Below are 16510 nucleotides of genomic sequence, written 5' to 3' on the forward strand. Positions count from 1 at the left end.
CTTTTTGCCTATTTTATAATTTTTTTCAAAAAGTAATTCCGAATTTATAGAAAATTTCAACCAAGCTCTTTATGTTTTCTAGATTTTCCTTCCTTTCATCCTTAGTCCTTTTCTGGGTTTGTTTCCTTTTTTCTTCCTGTGAAAGACCCTCCTCCCAAGAATCCACCTCTGGGGAATCCGCTTTCAAAGGATCAAGCGGTCTCGTAGTCATGGCCTATTATGTGCCGGAGCGGGATTACCAACCCGAGAAAATACCTGTAGAAAAACTCACCCACATCATTTTTTCATTCACCCATGTCATCGATGGGGAAATGAAATTTCGAAAGCCGGAAGAAGCAGGACCAAAGCTTGAAGCATTGGTAAAGCAAAAGGAAAGAAATCCCAATCTCAAAGTAATGATTGCCTGTGGTGGTTGGGGTGCCGATGGGTTTTCAGACATGGCTCTTACTACCGAAAGCCGCATCAAATTCATCCAGAGTGCCAGATCATTTATCGAACACTACCAACTCGATGGCATGGACATGGATTGGGAGTACCCTGGGATCTCCGGTGCTGGCACCAAAGCGAGGCCCCAAGACACCCAAAACTTCACGGAATTGATGAAAGGACTTCGTAAGATGTTAAATACGTTTGACTCTCCCAAGATTCTGACCTTTGCCTCGGCCGGTTGGGAGCGGTATTACGATTTTATCGATCTTAAAGAGGTGATGACTTATGCGGATTACATGAATGTGATGACCTACGATCAGGTAACTGGGGAATCCATCTATACCGGTCATCATACCCCGCTTGGTCGCGCCAGCAAACAAGATCTATCGGGCACGCCCTTTCAGGTATACTTAGACAGTCTCTCAGGAGAAAAAGGTAATGAACCATACTCTGCAGAACGAATAGTCGATTATCTACTGAACAGCGGCGTAAGTCCTGCACAGATTATCATTGGATCGGCCTTTTATGGTAGAGTTTGGAAAGGAGTACCTCCAGTAAATGAGGGCTTGTATCAGAAAAGTAAGGGGATTCATATTGGCTGGTATGCGTACCATGAAATCCGATCCAAGTATGAGTCTGACAGCAGTTTTGTAAGGTATTGGGATGAAAATGCCAAATCTCCTTACCTGTACCAAGCGGACGATAGTCTTTTTGTATCCTATGATGATACGGTTTCAGTGGCTTTGAAAACCCAATTTGCAAAAGAGATGGGCCTGGGAGGTATTATGTTTTGGGAATTGGGAAATGACACCAAGGAGCCAGGGAGTCTATTGGATGCGATCGACAAAGAGGCTAAAAAGTGACTTTTTTCACAGACCATTAAAAGCTTTTCATGCATGGAATGGGTACCGCTCCTTACATGTAAAAAGCCTTTGAGGAGATCAGGTCCTCAAAGGCTTTTTTCTTAAATCTTGCAGGCTGATTAATTACTCTTTCACACGCTTACCTTCAGCGGTGAACATGTCCATCAGAGATCCTGAGGCCATATCGGCATCCTTTTTCACTAGGCTAAGGTAAACGTCATAGCCAGTGATGTTAAAATAGGCTACCAGATTGTCTCCGGTGATGGAAACTGAAGTCATTTCCTTTTCATTACCAGAGGCATCTTCCATAAAATAGCCTTTTGTTTTGCCATCCACTGTTTCAAAACGCATCGGAATCGTAGCCGTTCCTTGTGGCGTATCAAATACAGTCACAGCCCATTTTCCCTCATAATATTCTGGGGTTGGGGAAGTAAAGCTGCTCAAAGCAAATGTGACCGATAGTGCGATCAATAGGCCAAGGCTCATTGTAAATAATTTTTTCATAATTGTTAGATGTTGGATAATGCTAAAAATTAATGAAAAAAGTTGATGAGTACATTGGACTACAAAAAAATATAACCTGAAACACGAAGTTTCACTTTGTTCCAACGAAACGCTACCCTTTTCCTGAAATCGGCCGAATTACTAACCTTGTGATCAATGGATCTTGAGCAGAATACCAGATGCAAGCTGAAAACCGTTTGATCGCCGGATATATTGTTGATCTTCTGGGTTGATTACAATCCCATTTCCATTGTATAAGGAGTAGGATGCGTTCAGAGAAAAACTCAGTGAGAAGTTTTCCGAAATCTTTACGATCGGGTACTGAATGCCCAGTTTACCAAAGAATCGCCCATAGTTAAGTATAAATCTCGATGGAGAAATACCGTGAATCGCTCTAAAATTCCCAAATCCCAATTCTGGTCGAATCACAATTCGCTTACCCAGAGGAATGGAATGAAAAATAAATATTCCAGCATCACCTAGCACTGCTTCGGAAAAATAACCTGCTAAAAATCTGTTATCGAGAATTCTTGCATTTTGGCTTTCACCATACCATCCCAACCCTGGATAGCCTACCAAACCCATATTGATGGAAATACGGTAACCCAAATCTATCTGGTAGGTGTCTCCTAAATAGGTGTCTTCAGCAAAATCTCTATGCTGAAGCTCAACACCAAAATCAACGAAAAACTTCCCTTTTTCGAGGGTATTACCCGACTGGTTCTTTTGTGCCATACTAATTCCCACATTCAACACTAGAAGAAAGAAAAAGCTGTTAGCGGATTTGATCACGGCCTTACTACGGTTATTCTTCCCAGATCAATTACTCTGTTTCTATCCTTTGGTAAGGGTTCTATCGATAGCTCCGTGACCTTGGTGAGGGCTCCAAACTGATCCACTTCAAAAACCAAATCTGAAGGCGGAATCAAATAATATATAGCATCCATATTGCGGGAAGGAAAGACCGATTTAAACTCCCCTGTGGCATTGGTCACCACTACGTTACCCGATCCCTGCCGAGGTCCACTGAAATAAGTTCCAGAAGAAGGATAAAGTCTCAACCTAAGGTTGGGTACCGGATTACCTGTCTCATCTACGATCACCCCCTGAAATGTGTCAAAACTATCGTGAATAAACACCTGACAGGCCTTCAAAGTATAGGCTGCAATAATCAGTACAAGCACTGCAAGTATTCGGGACGGTTTTATATTCAATCTCATCTTATTTCAATTTGACGGACAAAAAGTTGTCATTGGAAAGACGAACCTAATCCTCCAGATGCTTCTATTGCTAAAATAAAACTAAAAGACAGAGATTAATATTAAGTTTTTGTAATGCAAATAGTTGACCCCACCCTCTTTCTTTGGCTTATTTAAACAAATTAGATCGAGTTGGTGGTCATCACTCAATCCGGTTTGTTTACCATTACCCATGCCATCTGATTAAAGAATTAGGCGGATCAGTCATTTTACCGATCTGCTTTTATTTTTCAAGGTACTGGTAGCTGCAGGGCTTCTCATTTCGCTTTTATTGGTATCCAAATTTCCTCTTCAGAATTTGGGTCATTGTTTTTGTATTTTTCACCCAAAACCTCAAAATGGGGTTTATTATCTAGAACGTAGTCTGAAGTTGGCAACCACGTTTCCAAAATATAGGTAAAAATGGAATTGTCCGTGTTCAAACCCTTGTATTCAAAAACTGCATAGAGTCCGCCCGCTAAAATAAATGTTTCCATGTGAGGCGGCACATTGTCAAAGGCTGCAACTTCTACGGCTGCCCATCTTTCAAATTCATTTGTCGGCTTGAAATCCACAAAATGACTGGGATTGCAAACAATCACCGAAATCAGGTCGGTTGTCAAGTAATGGGTTATTTCTTTTCGTCTTGGTAAAAAACTCCGCCACAGTTCACCGATTTTGTAGTCGGCTAAACTCATTGTTAATCGTGTGCCAACTAGTCTTTTTTCGCTTAATGTTTCAATTCTTGGGATCATTTTTTCTAACCAATCATTTTAACTACTAGCAATGTCATTTGGCAGAAAAGCGGGCTGTACCTGCCGCCAACTTTTAAATCGGCCTAAAAGCAAAAAACCACTCATTTCTGAGTGGTTTCTGAGCCCCTTGCCGGGATCGAACCAGCGACCTACTGATTACAAGTCAGTTGCTCTACCAGCTGAGCTAAAGAGGCGTTCCTTAATGGTGGTGCAAATATAGGCCCTGACCTGATTGACTCCAAACCCATCCTTGAAGTTTTTTGTATCTCTCAGGTTTTGAGCAGGAAAAATTTAAAATTCCTTTAGGATTGACAATTTGCTCTTCAGCTTTTCAATCTCCTCTTCGGCTTTTTTGATTTTGATGTCAAACTGATCTCTTAGCTTGTCCGCAGTCTTGGATGCAGCAAAGAACTCCAGGTTATTTCTCCAGAGGGTAATGCTGTTTTCCAGATCAGTGATCTGCTTACGAATACCATGCTCCTTGCGGTTGAGTGTTTTGGTAGAATTCGGATCAGACTGAATTCGGTTTAGGTTAAGTCTAAACAGGAAGTCCTCCCTACCCGATCCACTCGGATCCATTTTCCCCAAATAGGTGTCTACGGCCTCTTTAAACTGGGCTTGAATCTCTTTGATATTCTTCCTTGGCACAAAACCAGTTTCATTAAACTCAGAAACAAAAGCGGTCAAGGTATCTTCGCTTAATTCAGCACCCTTCGAAGCTTCCAGAATTTGCTTGATGATATCCTGCTTTTTCTTCAGATTTTCCTCAAACTCATTATTGGATTGCTTATTGGAGTTTCTTCTGTTTTCGAAGAAGGTATCACAGGCTACTTTAAACTTCTTATAAAGTGAATCTCTATTCTTTTCAGGAATAGGGCCCAATTTTTTCCATTCTTGCTGCAAGCCGACAAGCTGGTTGGCGGTACTTTGCCAATCCATGTTATTCATCAGTTCTTCAGCTTTGGCGATCAGTTCTTCAGCTTTCTTCTGATTGGCGGCACGAATTTCATCCAGTTCTTTGAAGAACATGTTCTTGTTATGGAAGAAATGCTTAAAGGCTGCCCAAAAGGCCTTGTTAATTTCCTTACCGGCTTCTTTGGTAACTGGACCGATTTTTTCCCAAGCTTTTTGAATCTCTAGGATTTCTTTGGTTTTGGTATTCCAATCTTTAATTCTATCTGCCTTGAAGTCCACAAATGTGGCCAACTGGGCGATTAGGGCTTCTTTTTCTGCTTGATTTTGTAGGTAAACTTCCTTTTGACCTTCATAGAAGTCTTTTCTACGATCATATACCGCATCTGAGGCGGCTTTGAATCGCTGCCAAAGATTTTCTTGATCTTCTCTTGGTACAGGTCCTATATGCTTGAATTCTTCATGAAGTTCGTTCAACTGACGAATCGCTTCTTTCAATTCAGGGATATCTTTGAGCGCTTCGGCCTTTTCACAAAGTTCCGTTTTGCTTTCCAAGTTCTTTTTTCGGTCTAGTTCCTTCAGCTCAAAGTAAATGCTGCGATTGTCATAGAATCGATCCATCAGGGCATTGAAGCTCGCCCAAAGGTTTCTATTTTGTGAAGTAGGTACTGGTCCAATAGATTTCCACTCTTCCTGTATGGCTTTTATCGTAGACATACTAAGTGTAGTCTCTTCTCCGTCCACCAGATCACGAAGTTTATTTAGGAGTTCATTTTTTGAAGTGAGGTTTTTTTCTTTTTGACGCTCTGCTTCCTTTCGCTGAGAGTTCAACTGGTATCGGAAGTCATTGAATAATTTCAAAAATTCGCGTTCTTCCTCGTTCGCTCTGTATTCAAACTCGTCCTCAGTACCGCCTTCTGCTTTAAATTTTGTAAGCGCTTCTTCTTTTTCTTTGGCCATCAAATCATCGAAGGCACCTTTGATTTCATGAGCAATTTTATCGAGCTTGAGAACTGGTAAATTTTGGATTTTATCCTTAAACAACTTGAGCAATTGAATACTGGTCAATCCAGCCAATTCTACCGGTTCATCCGTATGATCTTCCTCTTGTTCAGAATCCTCAGACTCTTCTTCTGAATTGTCAATCTCTGCAGATGCAGTGACTGGGGTGGATATTTCAGAGGATTCTTCTGATGCGGCCAGTAATAGCTGCTCTTCGGAAATCTCTTCTTTTGCAGATTCGTTTTCGGATCCTGCAGCTACAGGAACAGAAGCATCTATCGCTGATACCTGATCTGAACCTTCTTCAGATAAGCTTTCTTCACTAGAATCTACTGCTTCAACTTGGGAATCAGCTACCTCAGCCTCAGGTGCTACAAGACTTGGACTTGCCGATTCAATCTTTTCATCGGCTGATGAATCCTCTTCTTTGGCAGTTTCTGCTTGTTGTTCTTTTACATTACCTTTTGCTTCATCTAAAGAAGCTTGGGTCACCTTGTCTTTGTCAGACAATTCGTTACTTTTCTCAGTCATAAAAACGCTACTATTTCGAGGCAATATGGGCAAAAGTAGGGATTTTGCCTAATTTAATCTTGGATCAAGGGGATAATTTGCCATAACCTTAAACGGCCCTCCCATGTTTTTCAGTACCGATTTCCAAAGCTCATCGGGCGTATTTTGAAGAACAACTGTATCCAGTTTAGAATCTGAAATAATCCAAGTATTTTCACTTAGTTCATCAGAAAGCTGACCGGATGCCCAGCCACTGTAACCTATAAAAAATCGTACGGAATCCTGATCCATCAACCCGGTCTTCAGATGACTCACCAGATCATCAAAAGCACCTCCCCACCAAAGATCTTCGCCTATAGCAATGCTTCCGTCAAGTTTTTTCTCTCCAAAATAAATGAAGTGCAGTGTATTCTGTTCCACTGGACCTCCCACGAAAATTTCACAATCTAAAAACGATAACTCTTCGACCAATTCACTTAAGCGCAGAATAGAGGGTTTGTTCAAAACCAATCCAAAACTACCTTCCGAAGTATGCTCACAAAGCAAAACTACCGAACGCACGAAGTTTTCATCCTGTAAGAATGGTTCTGAAATAAGTAGATTGCCTGCTTGAGGGATTCTAGAAGGATCGTTGTGCATAGTCTGTTCTTTCCTTTTCCGTGAAAAATATAGGCTTAAATTTTAAAAAACCAATGGCAATGGTACTTTTAACAATGAATTTAGAATCGAATACCAATCTCTCATGAAGCTAGCTGATATACGCAAAGAATATACCATCAAATCCTTGGATCTCAACGATGTAAGCTCAGATCCTTTTCAACAGTTTCGGGTTTGGCTGAATGAAGCGATGGATTCAGATGTCCCAGAAGTCAATGCAATGTGTCTCTCTACCATGGGCCTGAATGGATTTCCAAATGGGCGGATCGTACTTTTAAAGGAAATGGATCATGGATTTGTGTTTTTCACAAATTATGAAAGTGAAAAAGGACAGGAAATCCAAGCCCTTCCAAAAGGTTCCTTGACATTTTTCTGGCCGGAACTGGAGCGTCAGGTTCGTATCATGGGCAGCTTGGAGAAAGTAAGTGAGTTGGAGTCAGACACGTATTTTCATTCTCGTCCCATAGGTTCTCAAATCGGAGCTTGGACTTCTCCTCAGAGTCAAAAGATTGAAACAAGAGAAGCACTGAGCAAGCGCTTGGAAGATGTGGAAAAAAGATTTGAGCATGAAGCGATAAGCAGACCTCCTCACTGGGGTGGCTACCGGCTTCTACCAATTCGAATTGAATTTTGGCAAGGTCGCCCAAACCGACTCCACGACAGAATAAGCTATGAGGTTAATTCTGAAAACAAATGGATAATTTCTAGACTGGCGCCCTGATTATTTTAGATCGAAGAGATCGTTGATTCCAATAAATCGCTCTATTGTAAAGCCTTCACCATATTTGGTCATTATTCGATGACCAAATTCTCTGGAGCGGGATTCTATAAAAGGAAGAAACTCAGGTGAAGAAATAAAACTTGCTGGCTCCTGGCTGCTTGGATCAAAAAACTGGGATTTGAAAGCCATAATACTGGCCACTTTGGTATCCCAATAATCTGTGATGTCAAAGATAAAGTCAGGCTGAATGTAGTTGTTTTGGATGTAATGATAGACAAACTTGGGTCTCCATGGATCCTGAGGTATGCCATCCAAACTGGTTTCGATTTTACGTAATCCGCTCATAAAGCAAGCATGAGTGGCCAAAGATGCCCCCTTGCCATGGTCAGGATGTCGGTCAGTAATAGCATTTGCCAAGACGATCTCAGGGCGGTATTTTCGGATTACTTTGATCAGTTCATGCTGATGCACGTGATCATTTTGGAAATAGATGTCCGAGAAGCCTAGATTTTCTCTCGCGCTTAAACCAAGGATTTTGGCAGCTTCATCTGCTTCCTGCAGTCTGATTTCAGGAGTTCCCCTTGTACCCATTTCCCCTTTGGTCAGATCGACGATGCCTACTTTATGACCTTTGGCCACATGGGCGGCTATGGTTCCTGAGCAACCTAGTTCTGCATCATCTGGATGAGCGGCGATTACAAGAATATCAAGCTTTGTCATTTATGTTTGATTATTTGACTCTAAGATTTCGGCCGATTTTCAAAATCGTTCGGGTAGAAATCCCATTTAATCGGGTAATCTGGCTGATCGGTACTCCATACCTTCTAGCGATTGATCCTAGATTGTCCCCGCTTCGAACGCGATGGTAGACAGCAGCTCTAGCTTTGGCAATATGAGAAAATAAATCTTTGGAGATCAGTAAGTCTTGTTTAGTCAATTCCCCTTGATCAAAGTCGTAGACGATTTCGGGATCGAATGCAAGGCCTTTATAGCGCATTTCGTAATGAAGATGCGATCCTGTACTTCTACCTGAACTCCCACCTTTTCCAATGATGTCACCAGCTTTGACTTCATCACCTACCTCTGCAATTTGTTTAGAGAGGTGTCCATAGAGTGTCTCAAGGCCATTTTTATGTCTGACAAGCACAAAATACCCCCAACCATATCTATCATAGGACCTCACTCTGACGATCCCGTCAAAACCTGCATAAACTGGATCTCCCGTGTCTAGGTCCAAGTCTACTCCATAGTGCATTCTGCCCCATCGAGGCCCAAATATTGATGTTTTAAGCGATTTTTCAAGTGGAAATTTCCAATCCATTCCCAGTCTGGTGTCATATAATCTTAACTGAACACTGTCTTGAAAATTTTTAATATCAAGGTTATATATATCTACCTTTTTGCTATCCCATGAGGCATAGTGCTCAAAAGCTGTCACCCATATACTATCGATTTGAATCTGCTCAGAAACACGAACTAACTGGTTGGTCGGAGCCCATGACATGGCGTTTCGATCTTCGCTGATGATTGATCTGATTCGCGCTAGGTTTACATCATATTGAAAAATCATGGAATCAGTCTGAGAAGACAATGTTCTCAAATAGGATTCCTGGTCAAACTGTCTAAGTTCGATATTTCTTCGATCTTGAGAGCTTTCTGTGGTTGTGGTGCTATTTCTCTTGATGATCTTAGGAAAAACTTGAGCATTGGCTTCATAGAAACCAATGCTCAACAGTAATCCTAAAAGTATCTTCAGTATTAAACTCCTCATCAACTGGATTTAATGATTCTCTTTAGATGCGAGGTATCGCTCAGCATCTAGAGCGGCCATGCAACCTGTTCCTGCTGCAGTGACTGCCTGTCTATAAACGTTGTCTTGTGCATCCCCACATGCAAATACACCTTCCACGTTGGTTTTGGTAGTTCCGGGGATTGTTTTGATATATCCTGAGGAATCCATGTGGATGAAATCTTTGAAAATTCCGGTGTTGGGCTGATGTCCAATAGCAACAAAGAAGCCAGAAATTGGAATTTGGCGCTTTTCTCCGGATTTATTATTGACAATTTGCACACCGGTTACTTCTTCTTCTCCCAGTATTTCTTCTGTCTCTGTATTCCACAGGATTTCAATCTTTGGATTGTTGATTACCCTATTTTGCATGATTTGAGAGGCACGCATCTCATCTCTTCTTACGATCATGTAGACTTTAGAACAAATGTTAGCCAAATAGGAAGCTTCCTCACAAGCAGTGTCCCCGGCACCTACTATTGCAACTTCCTGACCTTTGAAGAAAAAGCCATCACATACTGCACAGGCAGAAACTCCCTTTCCATTTAATCTGGATTCACTTTCTATTCCAAGCCACTTGGCAGATGCTCCGGTGGAAATGATCACCGTATCTGCATGAATGGTAATCTGATCATCTACAGTCACTAGGTGTGGATGAGCGCTAAAATCCACATCGGTTACCAATCCATATCGAATAGAAGTACCGAATCTTTCAGCTTGCCTTTGAAAATCTTCCATCATCTGCGGTCCCATCACTCCGTTAGGATATCCTGGGTAGTTTTCCACATCATTGGTAATGGTAAGCTGACCACCTGGCTGACCTCCTGTGTACAATACTGGTGTCAATCCTGCACGTGCAGCATAGATTGCGGCAGTATAGCCGGCCGGGCCTGATCCGATGATCAATACTTTGACCCGTTCTATTTCTTGATTCATTGATTGGGTGAATTAAATCGGTTAAATTTTGTCATTTCCTAAAGTGTAACAAAACTGTGAGATGTTAAAATTCCCAAAGGTGAGTATTGTCACTCTTTTTCAGTTAAATAAATTTTGGATGGTGGTAAATAAAAAAAGGGGCCTAAGCCCCTTTTATCATACGTTATCCAAGATAAGGTTTTAGGGTCTTACTTCTTGAAGTGTGCCTTAACCTTCGGATTGCTTTTTCTTTGATTTGCCTTACGCGTTCTCGAGTCAAATTGAATTTCTCACCGATTTCTTCCAGAGTCATTGCATGCTCACCATTCAGTCCAAAGTAAAGGGTGATTACATCAGCTTCCCGCTGCGTCAAAGTAGAAAGTGCACGCTGTACTTCTTTGCGAAGTGAATCGGTCATCAAACCATCATCTGGCTTTTCATCTCCGTCATTTTCCAATACATCAAGCAAACTGTTCTCTTCCCCCTGAACAAAAGGAGCATCCATAGAAACATGTCTTCCTGAGATTTTCATTGTGTCAACTACCTCAGATGCAGTCACTTCAAGAACCTCAGCTAATTCTTCTGGTGAAGGCTCCCGCTCAAACTTTTGTTCAAGCTCACTGAAAGTCTTTGAGATTTTATTCAAGGATCCTACTCTGTTCAGTGGAAGCCTCACAATCCGAGACTGCTCAGCCAAAGCCTGCAGAATAGACTGTCTAATCCACCACACTGCATATGAAATAAATTTGAATCCTCGAGTCTCATCAAATCGCTGGGCAGCTTTGATCAAGCCAAGATTTCCTTCATTGATCAAATCTCCCAAGGAAAGGCCTTGATTTTGGTATTGTTTGGCAACAGATACTACAAATCGAAGGTTTGCTTTTGTAAGCTTTTCGAGGGCTAACTGGTCGCCTTCACGAATTCTTTTTGCCAGAACAACCTCTTCGTCTGCTGTCAACAAGTCGACTTTACCAATCTCCTGCAAATATTTATCCAGGGATTGGGATTCTCTGTTGGTAATCTGTTTGCTAATTTTTAGCTGCCTCATTCAGAATAGAATTTGAGAAATAAATTTTTAATATTTTAAGATAGTCAATTGTTTTGTTCCAATAGACTTTAAGCTACAGGTTTTTCAGGCTTAGGCAAAAGAGCCTTTCTTGAAAGTTTGAATTTTCCTGTCTTTTTATCTACATCAATCAACTTCACCATGATCTCTTCGCCAGGTTCGAGGACTCCATCCATGGATTCCAATCTTTCCCACTTTACCTCAGAGATATGAAGTAAACCATCTTTGCCCGGCATAAATTCCACAAAGGCTCCAAAAGGCTGAATGTTTTTCACTTTTCCGGTGTAAGTCTCTCCGATCTCAGGTTGGGCAACAATCGCCTTTATTCTTCGGATCGCTGCATCCATATTTGCCTGATTGGCAGAGAACACATTGATCTTACCTTGATTATCTACCTCTTCGATGATGATAGTAGTCGAGGTATCTTTTTGAATTTCTTGGATCACTTTACCGCCTGGTCCAATTACTGCACCAATCAATTCCTTAGGAATCCACATCATAAACGAGCGTGGAGTATGCGGCTTAAGATCTGGTTTTGGAGCAGCCAACGTCTTGGTGATCTCCTTTAGGATATGAAGGCGTCCTTCTTTAGCCTGATAAAGCGCTTCTTTTAGAACTGAATAATCCAATCCTTCTACTTTTAGGTCCATCTGACAAGCAGTGATGCCTTTTTCTGTTCCAGTTACCTTGAAGTCCATGTCACCCAAGTGATCTTCATCTCCAAGGATATCGGAAAGGATCGCATACTTTCCTGTCTTTGCATCAGAGATCATCCCCATCGCAATCCCTGTCACCGGAGCCTTGATAGGTATACCAGCATCCATCAGAGCCAATGAGCCTGCACAAACTGTAGCCATGGAGGACGATCCATTTGATTCTAGAATGTCAGAAACGACTCGGATAGTATATGGATTTTCGTTTTCGGAAGGAAGGACTTTTTTAAGTGCCCGCATGGCAAGGTTACCATGTCCTACTTCACGTCTTCCAGGACCACGATTGATTTTTACTTCACCTGTAGAAAACCCTGGGAAATTATAATGCAGATAAAACTTGTTATATCCGGAGATCATCGCCCCGTCAATCATCTGCTCATCCATCTTAGTACCTAAGGTACAAGTCGTAATTGACTGAGTTTCACCTCTTGTGAAAATAGCTGAACCATGAGCTGATGGGAGGTAATCCACTACAGACCAAATAGGTCGGATTTCGTTGAGTGCTCTGCCATCAAGTCTTTTCTTGGTCTCAAGTGTAAGATTTCGGGCGGCTTCTTTATGAATCTTATGGAAATATGGTCCGATCAAACTGGTTTCGAAACCATGATCTTCTCCCAAATTTGCAACGAATTCATCCTTGATCTTTTTTACTAAATCAGATCGCTCGGATTTGTTTGCGATTTGCTTGGATACAGATTCAAAAAGTTTGCCGTAGAGCTCAGCTTTCATTTTATCAAACAATGCTGGATCGGACTTTTCGTGATTGTATTCACGCTTTACCTCTTTTCCTACTGCTTTGGTAAGTTCAAGTTGAACGTCACAATGTCTTTTGATTTCTTCATGCGCAAACTGGAGCGCTTCGACCATCTCATCTTCTGAGATTTCGTTAGCCTCTCCCTCTACCATAAGAATGTATTCTTTAGAACCAGCCACGATAAATTCCATGGAGGCTTTCTCCAGTTCTGATGGACTTGGATTAAGTACTAGCGTACCGTCGATTTTAGCTACACGAACTTCTGAAATGGGACCATTGAATGGAATATCAGAAACAGCCAAAGCAGCTGATGCTGCCAAGCCTGCCAGACAGTCAGGCAGTACGTTTTCATCCGCTGAAATGAGAGTGATGGAAACGTTGGTATCTGCATGATAATCATCCGGAAAAATCGGACGGATGGCACGGTCAACAATCCGGCTTATCAAAATTTCATAGTCAGAAAGCCTACCTTCTCTTTTCAAAAAACCACCAGGGATTTTTCCTGATGCGGCAAACTTCTCTTGGTAATCCACTGACATTGGCAAAAAGTCAACTCCCTCTCCTGCCTCTTTTTTGGACACTACAGTGGCCAATAACATTGCTTTTCCCATCCTTACGACTACTGCACCGTCAGCTTGTTTAGCGAGGGCACCTGTCTCTATGGTGATTTCTCTACCATCCTGTAAGTGAATGGTTTTTGTAATTAAATTTGGTAACATAAATGGTTATAAGTGTAGTTTCTTCGGTTTGAAAAATTCAGACATCCAGCTTAAAAAAGAAAAAAGTAAGGTTCTCATTTTAGAAAACCTTACTGATTGGTTATTTTCTGATTCCGAGCTCAGCAATAATTGCTCTGTAGCGCTCGATTTCTTTCTTATGGAGGTAATCCAGTAAGCTTCTACGCTTACCGACCAACTTCATCAAACCCAATCTTGTCGAGTGATCCTTTTTATTGGATTTCAAATGCTCAGTCAAGTGCTGGATTCTGTGTGTGAAGAGGGCAATCTGAGACTCAGGTGATCCTGTGTCAGTAGCAGATTTTAACCGTCCATGATTTTGAAACAACTCTTGTTTTTTCTCTGGTGTTAAATACATGTTTAGCTAAATTAATTAAAACAGTCACAAAGGTAAGACTATTATTTCAAAAAGTAAAAAATCAAATAGACTTTGACTTGGATTTAGGTATCCATGCATTGACTTTCTTCCAGATTCCTGAATAAAAATCACTTTCAAATAATCGAGAGTCTTTTCTTGCTTGCCTTAGAAAAAACAATCCAAAAGGCACCAGACAAAGATTGGAGAAAATCGTTCCAAAAAATGAATCGGTTATGCCTTCTTTTGCCCATTTTTCACCAGTGATCGTCAGCATATAAAACATAATGAAGAATATGATTGAAATCAAAACAGGCATACCTAGGCCTCCTTTTTTGATGATCGACCCCAACGGTGCACCGATCAAAAACATCACAAAACAGGCAATGGCCTGCGTATATTTCTGATACCAGGCTATTTCATAGCGTCTAAATTCCCGTTCATGATTGTCAATTTGAGCCATTTTGACATTGAAGGTGTTTTTTAGATTTCGTGAATTGTTTAAAGCCATCGTGAGTGCATTGGAGATATACCCCCGCTGAAAGATAACTGAGTCAATTAGTGCTTTTTCTTCAGCTGTCAATGGCTCAGTTCTTTTGCTTTTCTTTTGTTCCGCTTTACCAGTAGTATCCACTGACGTGATTATCCGATCACTTCTGCTGGAAGTGTCTTTTGAAACTAAGTTGCGACTAAGCTTCCGCTTGAATATTGAATCAGTCTTTGCCGGAATTGACGTAGCGTCAAGATTGATTTTCAATTCACGGCTTTGGAGTGTATCAAGGTTTTTGGATTCATTCTGACGGATTGTATCAGCATTGATTTTTAAGTTCTCGAGAGAATCTCTTACTTTCCTCTCCTCTTCTATCTGCTTTTTCCGAGCTGCATCATCAGCTTCTTTTCTCGATTTAATATCTTCTGGAGGAGTGAGTTTTCTGTTTTTGGTGAAAAATGGATAAATGCTTTCGGCGGTTTGGTAGTTTTGGAACTTTAGGTCATTTATTAAAGTGTAAATAGAATCCAAGCCAAGTTTGATTTCCGAAATGTTTTTAATTGCCCGATTCGTTGACCATTGATCTTCGGGAGTCCGGATGAGCTGGAAAGCATCCAGGTCGAAAACAATGACGTTTTCATCAAACTTTGTTCTTGAAAACTTCACTGGAGCCTCTGCAATCCCCCTAGTAGCTCGCTCTTCTTTATAATTTAAGCCCTTATACAAGGTCAATTTCAAATAACTGTCATTGAAGAATGTTTCCATTCTGCCTGAATCAGCCAAAGTCACATTCAGATTTCCGAGCTGATCTGCATGATTGTAGATAATGATATCCTTCAGTCGAATGTCATCCAGTTTTTGGTTTACTTTGATACTATAGTTAGGGATGCCGGCATAAAATACACCCTCCTTGATATCCAATGCAGGAGATTTCATTCGGATATCGTAGAGCAAACTGAAGGTTTTCAGATTGACTTTTGGTACCAAATAGTTGTTGGAAAGGTATGCAGCGATCGTAAGTAATATCACAAAAATCCCAATGGGCCGCATGGCACGGATAAGCGAAATACCACTGCTTTTGATAGCAGTAAGCTCAAAATGCTCGCCCAAATTACCAAAAGTCATTAAGCTTGAGAGCAATACGGCCAAAGGTAAGGCCATCGGAGAGATGCTGATCACAAAATATCCGATCAGCTCAGCATAGATCCAAAATCCCAGTCCTTTGCCAAAAATTTCATCAAAGTACTTGAGCATGTTGACAATGAGGAGAATAAAGTCAACTACCAAAAAAGTAAGTAAAAATGGACCTAAAAAAGATCCCAGAATAAGCTTATCGAGTTTTTTCATCCGTGCATTCTTGCTCAGGAAAAGAAAACGAGAATTCTCCTCCGGAGTTCAAAGTTGGGAATTTGCGAGGAATTTATCCCCCTATGATCTCTTTTAACTTTGAAATCAATCCATCCCAAATCGCTTCAAGCTCATCTTCTTCGTAGTCATTCGAGTAGTCGATGACTTTTAAGAAAAGCGATTGTGTCAATTCGTTTTCCTCCAGCTTAAATTCTATGAAAGAGTGATCTGACTCATTTGGGTTTTTTGGTTCAAAAAAATCAAATTTTACATGAAGATTTGTCCTCAGAGAGGTCAGTTTAGCATAGTGATCTTCATTGTCAAAATTGAAGATATAATTCCTGTCTTCATCAATCCGCACATCATCTGCAAACCACTCACCTAATCCACTCGCAGTACTCAAATATTGGAAAACAATTTTCCTAGAAGCATTTATTTGATAATCAGCAACAAACTTATTTTTAACCATGATTTGTAATTTTACAGGTGACTTATTCACACTTTTTCTCAGACTTGAACTTGCTTTTCAGAATACAAGACCTCATATTTGCATTCCCTTTCGGAAAGGGCGTCAAAAGGCCAAAATCACACGGAAAAGGCCTAGTTTTCGTGAATCTGACGGTGGTTTAATTTAACCATTATATTCAGAAAACAATATTTAAAAAAAATAAAACCACTATGGCGAGGTAGCTCAGTTGGTTAGAGCGCAGGATTCATAACCCTGAGGTCGGGAGTTCAAATCTCCCTCTCGCT

General features: G+C 41.0%; 16 protein-coding genes and 2 tRNA genes. 3 read left to right on the top strand and 15 right to left on the bottom strand.

Translation table 11 applies throughout. From position 1 onward, the window contains the following. The first annotated feature begins 71 nt into the window (after positions 1-71). Complete coding sequence (locus DK188_RS05495) at positions 72-1292, top strand: glycoside hydrolase family 18 protein (protein ID WP_232825664.1); 1221 nt, start codon at positions 72-74, stop codon at positions 1290-1292. Positions 1293-1415: 123 nt separating this feature from the next. On the opposite strand, the gene DK188_RS05500 is transcribed toward DK188_RS05495, so the two are convergent. The 7 genes from DK188_RS05500 to DK188_RS05530 form a co-directional block, all read right to left on the bottom strand. Next, positions 1416-1796 carry a hypothetical protein gene (locus tag DK188_RS05500; RefSeq protein ID WP_111669794.1) on the bottom strand — a complete coding sequence of 127 codons (381 nt, stop codon included), beginning with the start codon at positions 1794-1796 and terminating at the stop codon, positions 1416-1418. 153 nt (positions 1797-1949) lie between these two features. Continuing rightward, on the bottom strand, positions 1950-2588 hold the full coding sequence (locus DK188_RS05505) for a hypothetical protein (RefSeq protein ID WP_157963169.1): 639 nt from the start codon (positions 2586-2588) through the stop codon (positions 1950-1952). Further along, entirely contained in the window at positions 2585-3016 is a 432-nt protein-coding gene (locus DK188_RS05510; RefSeq protein WP_111669796.1) for a hypothetical protein, read from the bottom strand. The genes DK188_RS05505 and DK188_RS05510 overlap by 4 nt, the downstream gene beginning before the upstream one ends. A gap of 296 nt (positions 3017-3312) precedes the next feature. Beyond that, entirely contained in the window at positions 3313-3789 is a 477-nt protein-coding gene (locus tag DK188_RS05515) for a GyrI-like domain-containing protein (RefSeq protein ID WP_111669797.1), read from the bottom strand. Positions 3790-3910: 121 nt separating this feature from the next. Then, positions 3911-3983, bottom strand: a tRNA-Thr gene (locus DK188_RS05520). A 97-nt stretch (positions 3984-4080) separates the two neighbouring features. Continuing rightward, positions 4081-6234 carry a DUF349 domain-containing protein gene (locus DK188_RS05525; RefSeq protein WP_111669798.1) on the bottom strand — a complete coding sequence of 718 codons (2154 nt, stop codon included), beginning with the start codon at positions 6232-6234 and terminating at the stop codon, positions 4081-4083. A 48-nt stretch (positions 6235-6282) separates the two neighbouring features. After that, a complete protein-coding gene (locus DK188_RS05530; protein ID WP_111669799.1) occupies positions 6283-6852 on the bottom strand; it encodes a YqgE/AlgH family protein in 570 nt (189 codons plus the stop codon). 103 nt (positions 6853-6955) lie between these two features. Between DK188_RS05530 and pdxH the strand changes: the two genes are divergently transcribed. Further along, a complete protein-coding gene (pdxH, locus tag DK188_RS05535) occupies positions 6956-7591 on the top strand; it encodes a pyridoxamine 5'-phosphate oxidase (RefSeq protein WP_111669800.1) in 636 nt (211 codons plus the stop codon). Here the strand turns inward: pdxH and bshB1 are convergent, their stop codons facing one another. The 8 genes from bshB1 to DK188_RS05575 form a co-directional block, all read right to left on the bottom strand. After that, entirely contained in the window at positions 7592-8311 is a 720-nt protein-coding gene (gene bshB1 / locus DK188_RS05540; protein ID WP_111669801.1) for a bacillithiol biosynthesis deacetylase BshB1, read from the bottom strand. Positions 8312-8321: 10 nt separating this feature from the next. Next, positions 8322-9362: a M23 family metallopeptidase gene (locus DK188_RS05545; protein WP_111669802.1), complete on the bottom strand. Its 1041-nt coding sequence runs from the start codon at positions 9360-9362 to the stop codon at positions 8322-8324. Positions 9363-9371: 9 nt separating this feature from the next. Beyond that, positions 9372-10316 carry a thioredoxin-disulfide reductase gene (gene trxB, locus DK188_RS05550; RefSeq protein WP_111669803.1) on the bottom strand — a complete coding sequence of 315 codons (945 nt, stop codon included), beginning with the start codon at positions 10314-10316 and terminating at the stop codon, positions 9372-9374. Positions 10317-10479: 163 nt separating this feature from the next. After that, positions 10480-11343, bottom strand: coding sequence for a sigma-70 family RNA polymerase sigma factor (locus tag DK188_RS05555; protein ID WP_026951708.1), 864 nt, complete (start codon positions 11341-11343; stop codon positions 10480-10482). Between the two features lie 68 nt (positions 11344-11411). Next, complete coding sequence (gene pnp / locus DK188_RS05560; RefSeq protein ID WP_111669804.1) at positions 11412-13547, bottom strand: polyribonucleotide nucleotidyltransferase; 2136 nt, start codon at positions 13545-13547, stop codon at positions 11412-11414. Positions 13548-13647: 100 nt separating this feature from the next. Next, positions 13648-13923 carry a 30S ribosomal protein S15 gene (rpsO, locus tag DK188_RS05565; protein WP_111669805.1) on the bottom strand — a complete coding sequence of 92 codons (276 nt, stop codon included), beginning with the start codon at positions 13921-13923 and terminating at the stop codon, positions 13648-13650. A gap of 61 nt (positions 13924-13984) precedes the next feature. Beyond that, entirely contained in the window at positions 13985-15757 is a 1773-nt protein-coding gene (locus DK188_RS05570) for an LptF/LptG family permease (RefSeq protein ID WP_111669806.1), read from the bottom strand. A 73-nt stretch (positions 15758-15830) separates the two neighbouring features. Continuing rightward, entirely contained in the window at positions 15831-16226 is a 396-nt protein-coding gene (locus tag DK188_RS05575) for an START-like domain-containing protein (RefSeq protein ID WP_111669807.1), read from the bottom strand. 211 nt (positions 16227-16437) lie between these two features. On the opposite strand from DK188_RS05575, the gene DK188_RS05580 reads away from it, so the two are divergent. Beyond that, a tRNA-Met gene (locus tag DK188_RS05580) sits at positions 16438-16510 on the top strand.

Source organism: Algoriphagus litoralis (assembly GCF_003259255.1).
Taxonomy (GTDB): Bacteria; Bacteroidota; Bacteroidia; order Cytophagales; family Cyclobacteriaceae; genus Algoriphagus; species Algoriphagus litoralis.

Coding starts and splice junctions, on each gene's coding strand:
- DK188_RS05495 (WP_232825664.1), top strand. CDS start 72: ATGTTTTCTAGATTTTCCTTCCTTTCATCCTTAGTCCTTTTCTGGGTT.
- DK188_RS05500 (WP_111669794.1), bottom strand. CDS start 1,796: ATGAAAAAATTATTTACAATGAGCCTTGGCCTATTGATCGCACTATCG.
- DK188_RS05510 (WP_111669796.1), bottom strand. CDS start 3,016: ATGAGATTGAATATAAAACCGTCCCGAATACTTGCAGTGCTTGTACTG.
- DK188_RS05515 (WP_111669797.1), bottom strand. CDS start 3,789: ATGATCCCAAGAATTGAAACATTAAGCGAAAAAAGACTAGTTGGCACA.
- DK188_RS05525 (WP_111669798.1), bottom strand. CDS start 6,234: ATGACTGAGAAAAGTAACGAATTGTCTGACAAAGACAAGGTGACCCAA.
- DK188_RS05530 (WP_111669799.1), bottom strand. CDS start 6,852: ATGCACAACGATCCTTCTAGAATCCCTCAAGCAGGCAATCTACTTATT.
- pdxH (WP_111669800.1), top strand. CDS start 6,956: ATGAAGCTAGCTGATATACGCAAAGAATATACCATCAAATCCTTGGAT.
- bshB1 (WP_111669801.1), bottom strand. CDS start 8,311: ATGACAAAGCTTGATATTCTTGTAATCGCCGCTCATCCAGATGATGCA.
- DK188_RS05545 (WP_111669802.1), bottom strand. CDS start 9,362: ATGAGGAGTTTAATACTGAAGATACTTTTAGGATTACTGTTGAGCATT.
- trxB (WP_111669803.1), bottom strand. CDS start 10,316: ATGAATCAAGAAATAGAACGGGTCAAAGTATTGATCATCGGATCAGGC.
- DK188_RS05555 (WP_026951708.1), bottom strand. CDS start 11,343: ATGAGGCAGCTAAAAATTAGCAAACAGATTACCAACAGAGAATCCCAA.
- pnp (WP_111669804.1), bottom strand. CDS start 13,547: ATGTTACCAAATTTAATTACAAAAACCATTCACTTACAGGATGGTAGA.
- rpsO (WP_111669805.1), bottom strand. CDS start 13,923: ATGTATTTAACACCAGAGAAAAAACAAGAGTTGTTTCAAAATCATGGA.
- DK188_RS05570 (WP_111669806.1), bottom strand. CDS start 15,757: ATGAAAAAACTCGATAAGCTTATTCTGGGATCTTTTTTAGGTCCATTT.
- DK188_RS05575 (WP_111669807.1), bottom strand. CDS start 16,226: ATGGTTAAAAATAAGTTTGTTGCTGATTATCAAATAAATGCTTCTAGG.